Below are 13,704 nucleotides of genomic sequence, written 5' to 3'. Positions count from 1 at the left end.
TCAGTATGAGACGTACACGTCTGTAAGCAGGTCTTCCGGTGCCGGGTAGGCAGCAGCGCGGGCTTTGAATACAGCATCATCGACAAGTGCTTCAACCTCCGCGTCGATCGCCGCCAGTTCCTCAAGGGAGATGTGTTGTTTGACCCTGGCGGTGAAAATCTTCAGCGGATCATGTTGTTCGCGCAGACGTTGAACTTCGCCCTCAGCACGGTAAAGCGCCGGATCGCCCTCAAAGTGACCGTGCCAGCGGAAAGCTTTGGCCTCAATCACGCTTGGGCCTCCACCTTCTCGGGCGCGCTTGACTGCCTCTGCGGTGGCATCGTAAACGGCAAAGAAATCGGTGCCATCAACCGTCACTGCCGGTAAACCGAAGCCCGCGGCGCGCCCGGCGATATCACGACCACCGACGGCGTAGTCATGGCCCGTTCCTTCGCCATAACCGTTGTTCTCGAAAATAAAGATGGCAGGGAGTTGCAGCACGACTGCCATGTTGATGGCTTCAAATACCAGGCCCTGGTTAGAACCGCCGTCACCGGTAAAAGAGACCCCAACGTTACCGGTCTTAAGGGTTTTGGCCGTCAGCGCAGCGCCGATGGCTAACGGAGGGGCGCCACCCACGATAGCGTTCGCACCCAGCATACCTTTCGACAGATCGGCAATATGCATTGAGCCCCCCTTGCCCCGGCATAATCCGCTGTCCTTACCGAATATTTCAGCCATCATGCCGTGAATATCGCAGCCTTTGGCAATACAGTGGCCATGTCCACGGTGCGTGGACCCAATGAAATCAGCGTTAGTCAGATTTTCGCAGACCCCCACCGCAATGGCTTCCTCACCGGTATAAAGGTGAATGAAGCCCGGAATATCACCGCTGGTGTTTTCCTGATGCAAACGCTCCTCAAACGTCCGGATTTCGCGCATCTTACGGTAAGCCTGGAGTAAAGCCTGTTTGTTAAGCATCACTTAATTCTCCTCAGTAAAGGTCGTCAGGCGGGCAGGCTGGAAGCCCCTTAACCACGCCGATGCAATGAATCTACGAGTGCGACGAGGAGGTGCGAAGCCACCTTCATGGGGGGGTAGGAGGGGGTTTACATGCTTGAGGTCAAACTTTATAAATTTTATGTATCTATCGAGAGGGGCGGTTCCATGTCGTCCCGGGCTCTGGCGTACAATTGATAAAAAAAGAATACGGGTAGATAACCACGGATGAAGCCATCGGATGTTAAAAGTCGTCAGGCAACTTCACTGGTCTCCGGAGCACTGCGGCTGACCAGAGATTTGCCGCTAATCCTGACCAAATTCGTCCCGCCACGCTCTTCGATACGGCTGCTACAGCGCTCACGGCTTCTTTTACTCCTCGATCGCATGCAGCAACGCCGTCTGGGCGTGGTTTGCGCGGGCGCTGGATTTGGCAAAACCACGCTGTTGGCGCAGTGGTATCAGCACATGATTGCCCAGGGCGAACGCGTTGCCTGGCTTAGCCTCGATGAGGATGATGATGGCGTATGGCAGTTCATTCCTTATCTGCTGCAAGCATTGCGGCCGCTCTATGGCGATTGGGACGCCGACTTTTGGCGCAACATAGAAGAACAGACGACCTCCAGCTCGCAACAGCTGCTGGCCGGGTTGATTAACCAACTGCATTACTGTCCGCACGATCTGTATTTGATCGTTGATGACTTCCATATGATTAATGATGCCGGCGTATATGAAGCCCTGGGATATTTGCTCAAGCATGCTCCTGCCGCCTTGCATCTGATCATTGGCAGCCGTTTTCACCCCAGTTTGTCCCTGAGCCTGCTTCAGGCGCAGGACCAATTGGTGGAGATCTACGATCGAGACCTGCAATTCACGCTCGAAGAAACCAGAAACTATTTCAGCCAGACGATTGACGTACCACTCAGTAATCAGCATGTACAGCGGCTGCTTTCCGCGACAGAGGGGTGGATCGCCGGCATGAAAATCGCTTCGTTGTCCCCAGAATTGCTCAATGATCCAGAACATCTGCTGCGCAATATCCGTGGTGGAACCCGCGCCATCGCCCGTTATCTGAAAGAGGTGGTACTTGCCCCATTGCCAGCGGAAGTTTTTGATTTTCTTGTAAAAACATCGTTTCTTAATCGTTTAAATGCTGGGTTATGTAATGGGGTTACTGGGCGTGATGATAGTGAAGCGATACTGGCATGGATTGAGCGGCACAATCTTTTTTTGTCAGCCCTGGACGAACAAGGCTGCTGGTTTCGCTACCATCCTCTTTTGCAGGAAACCCTGCGAACGATATTGCAGCAGAACAACGATATCAACCTCAAGCATTTACATGAATTAGCCAGTCATTGGTTCGTTGAACAGAGATTGTGGTCCGAGGCGGTACGCCACGCACTTGCAGCGGGCAAGCCGATCCATAACCCCGGGCAGGATGGCGCGGGCGCGCAGTCACTGGCGGAAGAAGGGGATATAGACACCCTGGTTTCCTGGATGCGTCACTTACCTGCGAGTACTGACCCTTCGCGCATTGACCTGCAAATCAATCTGGCCTGGGCGCTGGCGCACTATTTCCGCTTCGATGAATCGAGGCAGTTGCTGGATAATCTTGACCAAATGGTCGTTAATCATCGTGATGATATAGCCCCCAACGCCTGGCTCAAATTACGTGTCGTGCGCGCAATTTGCGAAGCTTTTGCCGAGAAAATCCCGGAAAGCCTGGCGATTGTGGAGCCGTTGCTGGCTAAAGTGCCCTGCGGAGACACATGGGTCGATGGTCTCATTTGCAATATTCTGAGCTACTGCCACGTGGTTAATCAGCGCTATACCGACGCTCTTGAGGTTCAGCGGCATATGCCTTGCCCGGAAAGTCCATTAGACAATCTGTTTGTCTCGGTTTATCGCGCTTTTATCATTGCTCAGTGCCATCTTGGTCAGGGGGACCTGGAGAACGCCTGGGGGCATGCAGAGAATGCCTTGCGCCAGGCTGAGCGTTATACCGGCCCCCAGTCGACCAGCGGCGCGACGCTTGCGCCGCTGCTGGCGGAAATGGCTTACGAGCGTAAGAACCTGGACTCCTTAAATACGCTGTTAGCAGATAGACTCGAATTCATCGATCGGTTTGGTCCGCCCGACGCCCTAAGTCGCTGCTATACCTATCTTGCGCGTCAGGCCTTAAATGACGATATGCCGCATGAGGCAGAACGGCTGCTGGAACACGCGCAGCGACTTGCGGTGTCTCGCGGATGGCAACGCCCGCAGGCTTTATTGTTAGCAGAGCAGGCGAGGGTGCGCCTGCAGCGCGCGAATTATCCAGGCGCAGAGCAGCTGCAACGGCAACTTGAACAACTGGCGGCCCGTGCCACAATTGATGCCGAAAATCCTTGTCAACGCGCAATAGCTCAGTATGCAATCGTCAGCCGCAGCCGCCTTCTTCTGGCGTCAGGCCAGGCCCCACAAGCCAGCCTTTTACTGGGTGAACTCGTGACTGAGCAGGAGCGTCGGGGCGACCGGCTATCCGCAGCGCGTCTTCGTACGCTATGGTCATTATCCTTGTGGAATAGTGGCGAAAACGCGGCTGCCGTGGCTGCATTGCAGCCCGCCCAGCAATTAGCGGCACAACAGCATCTCAAACGAATTTTTCTTGATGCTGGCGAGACATTGCAGCCTCTGCTTGTCCGTGTACGCGAAACCTCGGCAGCCAGCGAAGGGGATGCTCTTTGGCCCGGCAAAGGAAGCCAGTCTGAAGGCAAGCGGATTCAGCGTGAAAATCTTGATGTTAACCTGGATCTCAGTGAGCGAGAGCAGCAGATATTGCAGCTCATTGCTGACGGTCAGATGAACAAAGAAATCGCTCGCTCCTTGACTATCTCTACTGAGACGGTGAAATGGCACATCAAGAACATCTACGCCAAGCTCAAAGTCAGTAGTCGTACGCAAGCCATGAGTCGGGCTCTGGAAATGAAGTTACTGGATTAACCCAGACTCTCAAAAAAGTGCGTGGAACTAAGACGGGCATACTTTCACAGGGAGCAACAAAATTTGTGATGCGTTATTGCACGGTGCTGATCCGAGTGAAACTGCGCGTGACGGGAGGGGCTATATCCAGGCGTTGCGGCGGCAGGTGGATGACAAGATGGTGTTAGTTCTTTAGAGACTGGAATGATTTGAATAATCCCGGTTCGGTGGGCGATATGGGTACTGGGGCGAATTGTGGCAACACGGCCTCCCAAATTCCATTTAACTATTCTGGGTTTGAGGGAAATACATAATTAAATTTATAACAAAAAAGTTTACAATCCGCTGTAATAAAATAATTTTTTCTCATTGAGCAATCAAAGCATGCACTTATGAACTAAGTTTTGGTTCATAACTGTGCAAGTAGCTGAACACAAATCATACGAATTTTCTACCATTGGTTCATGAACTTGTTTTTCTGATTTTGTGATGAGCATCAGGTTTTAGTATTCAGTTATTATACCTTTTAGTTGGTAACCGAATGCGTACTGAAAAATCCAATAAAATTCCTTAAGTATGCGAGCGTGATAATGGCACTGACCCCGGATCAAATACGCTACCTCAATCAATGTGAACCAGGCGAACCTGTGGCACATGCATTGTCCGAGCTACTATTCAATGATCATGATCTACTCAGTATTGATGCTAACGAACGGTCCATTACCTTTCGCTTTGCGATGTACCTCCAGCTATCTTTCCCCGGTTGGAATGTAGATTGCGAATATAACCGGGATGGTGTAGAACCTAAACGGCTCAGACATTTGGAGCTTTATCCAGACAGCGAAGACGTTGAAGCAAAGACAGTATTTCCTGATGTGATCGTGCATCGGCGAGGTACGCAACAGAATCATCTGGTCTTAGAATTTAAAAAATCAACGAGTCGCGTCGATAGACGAATCGATCTACTGAAACTTCAAGGTTATAAGCAGCAGCTTGGCTACGATCACGCTTTGTTTGTGGAGGTCGGTACTGAAGGACAATCGATTATCACGGCGCTCGAGTGGGTCTGAAAGGTGATAAAAAGATAATTTATGATACGTATTCCATTATTCAACTCTCAGCACCTTGAAGCCGCCTGTCGCGTTCTTGCTGATACCGAACGTGGCTTGAGTGGGTCGCAGATCGAGCGACTTCTACAAGAAATCAAAGTTGTCGACACATCGCCAAGCATGACAAAATGGAAACGGCTGTATAATGCGCTCGTAGGTGCGCAGAACCAATATCAGGTCGGCAACCATCTCATCATGTTCATTAACCGTGCGATGAACCCGGTAAATTACGCTCGTGATCCAGCAGTATTTACCTGGAGGCGTGATGAACTCAATGTTGTCCTAGCTTTTTCCGGCTTTTATGTCCGTGAAGATGGTAAGGTTACGAACGCCACTAAAGCAACAACACTCGATTCTGCCAGAGCCCGCGCCGGGCGACTTAAGGCTGCACTTGAAAGCCGTGCTGTGCATGCAGAAGTTTTGAACTATTGTCGTGCAGAACTTCTGGACGAAAACTATTTTCATGCCGTCTTCGAGGCGACGAAAGGGGTTGCGGAACGTATTCGTCAGTTGTCTGGGTTGAGCGGCGATGGTGCCGACTTGGTGAACAAGGCATTTACCGGACAACAACCAGTTTTGACCTTGGGACCGCTCACTACCGACTCAGAAAAGAGTGAACAAAAAGGTTTTGCGAACCTACTTATTGGTCTATTCGGCGCTGTGCGCAATCCACTGGCCCATTCGCCTAAGAAGAATTGGCCCATGTCTGAATTGGATGCGCTGGACATCCTTACGTTGGTTTCGCTTATTCATCGCAAGCTGGATGGCACACAGAGAAAAATATAGTCACATTATTGGGGAGTTGCATGAGCTACGCGGACTGGCGAGTTTATCAGGAGGCCACAGCTGAAGTATTTCGACGTCTTGGATGTAATGCTTTGGTTGATTATCGAGCCAAAGGTGTTCGAGCGACCCATGATATTGACGTCTACGCGACCTTTCTTCGATCGGGTATCCTCTGTACTTGGGTAATCGAATGCAAATTGTGGAAAACTCGCGTTCCTAAGGAAAAGGTGCTTGCTCTCAAGAGCATCATTGATGACCTTGGTGCCGATCGAGGAATCATGGTCAGTGAGGTAGGTTTCCAACCTGGAGCACAGGATGCGGCACGAGGGTCGAACATCACTTTGGTCACATCCTTGGATGATTTTGCCAAGACTGCACGGGCAGCAACTTCAGAAGCCTCTCTTACTCTAGACAGTAGTGATGATGGAGCCCCGATTTATAAATTTCCAAGCCGCTTTGAACCACATGACATTCTCCTGCATAACAACTTCCTGATAACTGCAAATTGGGCTGGATGCAGCATTTCAATCGTTAATCCATCATCCAAGTCAATCATACGTACCATCGACCTGGATAAATATGAGTCGAACTCCCCGCAAAACGGTGAAAGAGAGATTTTGAGCCATCCTCCTGGTAGCTTAGTTATTGCAGATGGCCGTTTGTTTGTCGGCCAGGTTTTTTCGGACTTTGTGCTCGTTATTGATTTGGCTACGCATGCTATCGTTAAAAGAATAGTGTTACCTGGGGGTGGTGACGGACAATTAGCAGTGTCACAAAACGAAAAAGAAATCTATTTCGCAAGCAATCGAGTCAACCAGTTCTATATCATTGACAGTGCCACATACGTTGTAAAGACAGTAGCATATCCCGAAGGTGGCCGAGGCTGCATGTCGCTGCTACGACATCCGACGCTGCCATTAATTTACATTGGCATTCAACGCGGCGGACGCATCCACGGACTGAGTTATCCACATGCTAACTGCTATTTAGCTATCTACGACCTAAGTCGTCAAACATATACGGCGGACGTCCAGCTCGCCGAGATAAGCAATGGTCGCGCAGATGATTCAACCCCTGCATGTCTAACATATGACGATCTCTACAATCGCATCTATGTCGGCATGTTCCAGTCCAAGCGTGGCATCTGTGTAATAGAGCCGGAATCAGGGGAGCTAACTCAAGAAATTCGCTTTGCCTCAAATGATAATAATAATTTTTTCGCATGGGCAGACCCGTTATCGCAAACGGTGAGTGGAGACTTGCTGTTATCGGTCAATCGAAACAATCATGAGCTTGTAGCGTTAGATCGTGCTTCACTTCAAATAAAAAAAATTCTATTTGTTGGTGAAGCGCTTAACGGCCCGAGAGCCGTTTTGGTGTGGGGAGATCATGCCGTTGTCAGCTACCCAAGTCGAAATGGATTACTTTTCATTCCACTTGGAACTCTGAAATAATAAAATCTACTCCTGATGCTTGACTAGTCACGTTCTTGAGGATGTGGTTAAAGCGAAGGCGATGACTGTTCCTCAAAATACTTACAAAGTGGCTTGTGCAATGGACTTTATTGACAAAAAGATTCTCCCGCCAAAGTCGTGGGAGAAATTCGAAGATTTGACTCGTGCATTGTTTGCCGCAGTGTGGAGGTCGCCCCTTACGCAAAAAAATGGTCGGTCTGGGCAAAAACAGCACGGTGTTGATGTCTATGGAACGCCACAGGCAACACCCGGCATAAATTTTGGTGTGCAATGCAAAGGGAAAAACGAAGGTTATGGGGCCAAGGCGACTATCGTGGAGTTCGATACGGAACTCATCAAGGCCGAAAATTTTAAACCACAGCTTGGACACTGGACATTTGCTACTACAGCGCCTAATGATGCGCGACTTCAAGAACATGCCCGACTAGTGTCCGAACAACGCGTGAAGGAAGGAAAATTTCCCGTAGTTGCTATTGGATGGGATACGATTCAAGCGCTGCTATCTACTCATCAGGAAGTGATCGAAGAAATCTATCCCGAACATGCAAGCGATCTGCCTAAAATCATGGCAACTCTGCGCGCGTTACCAAGTTCCGAGGAGCTTGATCAGATCCGGCGGAGCCTCATTGTGTTCGCACCAAGATCATCAGTACTCAATATTGAAGCATCAGTTTGGTCTGAGGTTAAGTTCGAAAAGCCTCGTGATCTTGGGCCTGCTCTAATGGGTCGTCCACTCGGGCCTGCAGATGTCGCTGCTTGTCCCATTCTTCCGGAGGTAGCTCTACTGACTGCAGACCTGGAGCGCGCAGGAACTGCTCGACTAGCGGGGGTACCGGGAGCTGGGAAATCAATCTCAATTCTTCAAGTGGCACTTCAAATGTATTGTCGCGGCTGGCGTGTCCTAAGATTAGCCGACCCAATTGGAAAGATACCTTCTTTTGATGAGAGTCTGAAACCGACACTCTACATCGTTGATGATGCACACCTGACTCGCCCAGCATTGCTTCGTGAGTTGGAAGAACGGGCCACTGCATCGCGATGGGTATTAAGTGCGTACACGATTTCCGAAGATAAGAGCGGCTTTCCAGGCGCCATCCATCTTGATGCTAAGCGAGCGGTTCGGGTTATTGCGAATGGTTTTCTGGCTTCCCGCGAAGCAACACTTGCCGCTGTTCGTCAAGCCGATGATCGCATCGGCGATCGGCCTGGAGATGAGCAATTCGATCTACGCCTTGAGCATGCAGCGGAGAAAGCGCTTTATCCCTGGCAATTCTGTTTCATCCTTGGAGGAGGATGGCGTCGAGCGAATGCAATGGCAAGTTCTGCGCGCGCAGCAGGCGCTGACGTGGTTCTTGCAGCTGCGGCAATTCGACAGTTGGCATCACGTGATGCGCACTGTTCGCGCGAAATGTTGTTGCGGTTAGTCGGGGACGAGTTGTCGAATTCAGATGGAAATGCTGCGATTGATTGGCTTGTAGCGCAACGATTTTTACTGAGTTTCAACGACCTTCGCTGTCCACACCAGCGTCTTGCCATTGTACTCCTGGCACGTATTCTCGACGGACAGACAGCCGAAGAGCGCCAGACAATTGCAGTTATGCTCAGAACAGTTCTGACCGACATTCAGATGCCTCTCAGTGGCCTAAGTGTTCTACTTAGCGAACTTTCGTTAGCTGGCGAATTTGGGATGTGGCGAAGGCTTGTACAGCCCGCATGGCTTACTCCCGCTTTAGAACGCTGCTGGGTAGCGACAGAACCACTTGATATTCGGCATGCTTGCTGGTTACTGAATAATTTGCATAGCTATCTGCCCGATGAGATGGAAACGATTGCCGATCATAGTGAGACTCTTGCAGAGTGGATACAAGCGGCGCCGGAAGGTGCATGCTATGCGATTGGCCGCGTGCTTAATCATGTACTCAATACTAATAGGGCACTTGGTGAAAACATCGTCATGCTAGTTGATCCACGCGCATTAGCAAAGGCGATCAGTGCTGCTGCCCCGTTGCATGCGGGTGAGATTGCCGATCTGCTTTCGATGATAGGTGCTTGTAGAGATGATATGTGGAAGGCATGCTATCTCGAACACATTGATCACGATGCGTGCCTTCGCATTGTGTCACAGTGGCCGCAAGATGCCTACCTATCGGTCGTTGCCGATTTTTGCGAACATTTCTGCTACGTCGAATCAGAGTTCGGGTTCACTTTGATCGAAGCACTTATCCCGGCCATCGCCGATCGACTGCGTGCCGCTCCGCAAGAGTCTTTCCACGAACTAAACGATATCGTGTGGAACGCGTTGCGGCTCTACGATCCGCTTAACATCTATGTTGGCAAGTTGGCACCGTCCCGAAGAATGCGGCAGGTGGGGCGGAAAATCTGCCGTTGCTGGTCGCCTAAGGATCTCGCGATCTCTTTGTCGCGCAGTACGCAACGAAACTTCCAAGCTGCCGCAGGGCTTCTTAGCTTCATGCATAAGGCCTCGCCAAAGCAGTTCGAGGAGACGGTATTAGCACTCAATTGGAGCGAGATCGACCAAGCGATAGGCTCGGATTGGGCGGAAAATATCGGCGATGCGAGAATGCTGCTCGGAGTTGCGCACATCGTACCAGCAGCGAGACTCGCAATTCAGGATATGATTGCGCGCAATGAGCCGCGTATCGTCAACATGTCGACGCATCTCGCAGCCATCGCGCCGGCTAGCGCGTTACGTCATATAGCCGCGGGCAGACGCATTGCACTCAGCCATTGGGGTCACGTCGATTGGCCACTGGGAGCATTAGTTTTGGCTAGGATTGCTCAGTCGGAGCCAACACTGGTTTCTACATTTCTTGAACCGCACTACAGTGGGTTAGCAGAGGCGTTATCTCAGCCCAGCCCCACTTTTTACAATGAGGCTCTGATGTTTCTTCGTCTCCTCGTGCAAGTCCAGCCTTCAGGCTTAATTCGAGTGCTGGATCAAATTGATGTAAACAGGGCAACACTGGGGTGGCGTAATGCACTTCGCGGGCAGGATAATAGTCGTGAGCCTGGCGCAAAGGCTCAGGTTCGGCAGGTTGCGTCTTTGCTAGTCCATCATGCGATGGATCGTAGTGATGCATTGGGAGAGTTAGCCCGCCGACTTCGACGTGACTTTCCCCGCCAATCTATACCTTTAGCAAAGACTATTGAGTCCATTGATTTAAGCGAGCCGATTGAATGAACATGCATTAGCAGCTGCCGGATCGTATTGGTGTAATCAGGCAAACTGGAAGAAGGTAGCGAGGTGATTACCTTACTTAACGCTATTCTCAAAAAGATAAGACTCGAATTTGAGTTCACTATGAATTACTGATAAAACGAAGATATTATAAAACCATTGCATTTAAGGATGAAGTAAATGAAAGAGACTTACATTTTTAGGTTCCGTGATCTAGGAAAAAGTGAAGGATTTACCATCGACCAGCATAACCAAATTGCTCGTGAGGAAGGGGATGTTTGGTGGGGATGGTGGGCAAAATCTGGTGAGGTCTTTCCATCACAAGAACTAAGAATTGCTGCCGAAAATCTCACGCAAATATATTTCTTTGATTCAGGGCGACTAAAATTCTATAGGGCCGAATTAAAAGAAGTCTGCTCCTCAGCTGCTGGGGATAGCAAGAAGAAGGCTCCTGATAATGGTAGAAAAACACCAAGGTATTATAATGAAGATGAGTTGTTAGGTTGGTTAAAAGTTTCTGAAATTTGTGAAATTCATGATAATGATGATGTTCTCAAAACCTTATCCTATATTCCATTAGATTCATTATTTACCACCTCAAAGGATTTAGATGAACAGCTTTTCAATAAAGTTGTTTTTTCAGTAACTGAATTAAAAGAACAAGATAGAACAATTTGGAAGGTTAGACCTGCTATTGATGCTGATCTTCAGCATGAATTGTTAGCATCCCATTATATTCCTTATAATTTCAACCAAAAATATAGCCAAAAAAAAGGGGAGTTTATAATCTGGCTTTCAGATATTCATTTCGATAACGGAAAAGGCAAGCATGCGTTTCCAGCGCAAGATAATGATCAACAGAAATGTTTATCTTCTCGTGTAGTAGAGTTGGCAGACAAATATAGCAATGGAAATAAATGTGCCGGATTGGCTATTTCAGGTGATTTGACTTGACAATCACAGGTTGAGGGATTTGAGCTGGCTTCGAAATTTATCAAAGATGTTAGTTCTTCTCTTAGCCTTACACCGGATGATATAATTATTTGCCCAGGGAATCATGATGTTGGTTTGGTTTCTAAAGAAGAATATTTTAAAATAATGGGAAAGCCTACTACTGATACTCCATGGGTAACTCTTGCAGAAAACTATCATAAAGGAAGCAAAGAAAACTATATAAACTTTTATAAAGATGTTTTCCAAAGAAAACCTGAAGAAGATCTCTCGCAAGGAAGAAAGTTTTTATTGGGAGGGCACAAAATAGTTGAAGTGGCAGCCTTAAATTCATGTGTTTTACAACAAGTTAAAGATTCATTTTTGGGTATGGGGTTTATCGGTGAGAAACAACTCAGTAATGTTGCGGAATCTATGGGATGGATGAACAAAAGTGGAGAGTATATATCTAAAAAAGGGGGGGTCACAAGAATTGCTATGCTCCATCATCACCTAACTTCAATTAATGAGGCCGAAGATGCCTATTTGGATTCAAAATATAGTGTTACACTAGATGCGGAGAGATTGTTGCGTTGGGTGGTGAAACATAAAGTTGACTATATTCTTCATGGGCATATGCATAGAAGTAGTTGTATTACAATAAAAAAAATACTATCTCCATTAGAACGAGTGTCGGATTCAAATCCTGAACATACTTTCCAAATAGTTTCTTTGGGAAGTTCAGGGGTTGCTAGTTCAGAATTGCCAAGTCAAGATTGTGCTAACTATTCATGTATAATGGATTTTTCTGGTGAAAAGCTAGCGTTCAAATTTTTCAAGCTCGATAGACAGAACGGAGCAAATGAAACGGCAACCTATACTATTGAAGGTTTATCATGAAATTACTTATTACCGATTTGGATAATACACTGTACGATTGGGTGAGTTTTTATTCCCAATCATTTAGTGCTATGGCTGAGGAACTATCAAAGGAGATAAATGTTCCTTTAGATATACTTTTGTCGGAGTATAAGGTCATTCATCAGAGGTTTGGTAATTCTGAAAAGCCGTTTGCTACTCTAGAGTTGCCATCTGTTATTTCTTATTTTGGGACTAGTGATAAGATTTTATTACAAAAAAAACTCACGCGAGTATTTTCGGCTTTTAGCTCAAAGCGTAATCAAACATTGAAATTATACCCTACTGTCAGGGATACTTTAAATATATTAAGGGAGCGTGGTGTTAAGATTGTCGGTCATACTGAATCTTTAGAATATAATTCTTTGTATCGCCTTTATAAGCTTGATGTGATTGATTTTTTTGATCACCTTTACACAATTGAAGACAATCACAATCTCCACCCCAATCCTAAAAACGCAAAAGTTATTCCAGTAAAAGATGATTTTATTATAAGATTATCTAGTGCTGAATCTAAGCCTAACCCAAAACTCCTGGAGCACATCTGTCTCACTGAAAATGTAGATATCAAAGATGCGATATATGTTGGTGACTCTATTACTAAAGATATATCAATGGCAAAGTCTATTGGAATGAAAGCTGTTTGGGCTTGCTATGGTCGTCAGTTTGCTCCCGAGCTATGGGAAATCTTAGTGAAAATAACACACTGGACTGATAAAGATGTTGAAAGAGAAGAGCAACTGAAGGAATCATTTTCAAGAGTTAAACCGGATTATTCAATTAATAGTTTTGCAGAAATTTTGGATCTGAAGTGATTTTCATTATGGTTCCAAGTTCTTAAAGGATTTTGGAACCGCTTTGTACTGGCTTTATTATCACAAAATTGATTGGCATGCCCCCCATTTTATAAGATATCTCAATTGTCGAAAGGCACCATAATCTGAATCGACACTTCTTAGTTTCAGGAGTATCTCCTACCAGTTAAATCGCAGCAAGGATTGATAGGGGCCTGAGAGATATTCATCCCTGATTTTGTGTAGCTCAACAGCCAGTCCAATGTATGGCACAGCTTAATTCACGTCACCGATTCTATATGTATAGGATTTCCTTACGATGAAAGTGTATCTTGTACAAGTTTCAGCTAGTTTCATCTACGGACACGGGGGTACGTAAAACAGAGGGAGGAGCAAAAAACGTATAAGACAATAATTTTTTTTGACAATCATAAAAGTAGTGGGAGATCACTGCCTATTAGGCTTACAAACTGTTAAAATTCCCATCAATTTTTCATTGACTGGGGCAGCGGACGAATTAACAGACGGTTATACCCGGGTCTCAGCATACGACT

General features: G+C 47.4%; 7 protein-coding genes and 1 pseudogene. 7 read left to right on the top strand and 1 reads right to left on the bottom strand.

What is annotated here, in order from left to right; all coding sequences use genetic code 11:
- Entirely contained in the window at nt 1-960 is a 960-nt protein-coding gene (locus GUC22_RS13205; RefSeq protein ID WP_004137130.1) for a thiamine pyrophosphate-dependent dehydrogenase E1 component subunit alpha, read from the bottom strand.
- 246 nt (nt 961-1,206) lie between these two features.
- Between GUC22_RS13205 and GUC22_RS13200 the strand changes: the two genes are divergently transcribed.
- From GUC22_RS13200 to GUC22_RS13170, 7 genes and pseudogenes are all read left to right on the top strand, one after another.
- Nucleotides 1,207-3,960, top strand: a complete 2,754-nt coding sequence (locus GUC22_RS13200) for a LuxR C-terminal-related transcriptional regulator (RefSeq protein ID WP_154955005.1) — start codon at nt 1,207-1,209, stop codon at nt 3,958-3,960.
- A gap of 569 nt (nt 3,961-4,529) precedes the next feature.
- Nucleotides 4,530-5,009 (top strand): hypothetical protein, encoded by a 480-nt coding sequence (locus GUC22_RS13195; protein WP_008813520.1) that lies wholly within the window; start codon nt 4,530-4,532, stop codon nt 5,007-5,009.
- A 21-nt stretch (nt 5,010-5,030) separates the two neighbouring features.
- Nucleotides 5,031-5,834: a TIGR02391 family protein gene (locus GUC22_RS13190; RefSeq protein ID WP_160183569.1), complete on the top strand. Its 804-nt coding sequence runs from the start codon at nt 5,031-5,033 to the stop codon at nt 5,832-5,834.
- Nucleotides 5,835-5,854: 20 nt separating this feature from the next.
- A complete protein-coding gene (locus GUC22_RS13185; protein WP_160183568.1) occupies nt 5,855-7,288 on the top strand; it encodes a restriction endonuclease in 1,434 nt (477 codons plus the stop codon).
- Nucleotides 7,289-7,388: 100 nt separating this feature from the next.
- Nucleotides 7,389-10,511: a hypothetical protein gene (locus tag GUC22_RS13180; protein WP_160183567.1), complete on the top strand. Its 3,123-nt coding sequence runs from the start codon at nt 7,389-7,391 to the stop codon at nt 10,509-10,511.
- A gap of 177 nt (nt 10,512-10,688) precedes the next feature.
- Nucleotides 10,689-12,338: pseudogene (locus GUC22_RS13175) on the top strand (metallophosphoesterase family protein).
- Entirely contained in the window at nt 12,335-13,171 is an 837-nt protein-coding gene (locus tag GUC22_RS13170) for an HAD family hydrolase (RefSeq protein ID WP_008813515.1), read from the top strand. Before GUC22_RS13175 ends, GUC22_RS13170 begins: the two are co-directional and overlap by 4 nt.
- Nucleotides 13,172-13,704: the final 533 nt, after the last annotated feature.

Source organism: Klebsiella sp. MPUS7, assembly GCF_009905335.1.
GTDB classification, from domain to species: domain Bacteria; phylum Pseudomonadota; class Gammaproteobacteria; order Enterobacterales; family Enterobacteriaceae; genus Klebsiella; species Klebsiella grimontii.
The sequence above is the reverse complement of the archived record's forward strand: the minus strand, read 5'-3'. Positions and strand labels throughout refer to the sequence as shown.

Coding starts and splice junctions, on each gene's coding strand:
- GUC22_RS13205 (WP_004137130.1), bottom strand. CDS start 960: ATGCTTAACAAACAGGCTTTACTCCAGGCTTACCGTAAGATGCGCGAA.
- GUC22_RS13200 (WP_154955005.1), top strand. CDS start 1,207: ATGAAGCCATCGGATGTTAAAAGTCGTCAGGCAACTTCACTGGTCTCC.
- GUC22_RS13195 (WP_008813520.1), top strand. CDS start 4,530: ATGGCACTGACCCCGGATCAAATACGCTACCTCAATCAATGTGAACCA.
- GUC22_RS13190 (WP_160183569.1), top strand. CDS start 5,031: ATGATACGTATTCCATTATTCAACTCTCAGCACCTTGAAGCCGCCTGT.
- GUC22_RS13185 (WP_160183568.1), top strand. CDS start 5,855: ATGAGCTACGCGGACTGGCGAGTTTATCAGGAGGCCACAGCTGAAGTA.
- GUC22_RS13180 (WP_160183567.1), top strand. CDS start 7,389: ATGGACTTTATTGACAAAAAGATTCTCCCGCCAAAGTCGTGGGAGAAA.
- GUC22_RS13170 (WP_008813515.1), top strand. CDS start 12,335: ATGAAATTACTTATTACCGATTTGGATAATACACTGTACGATTGGGTG.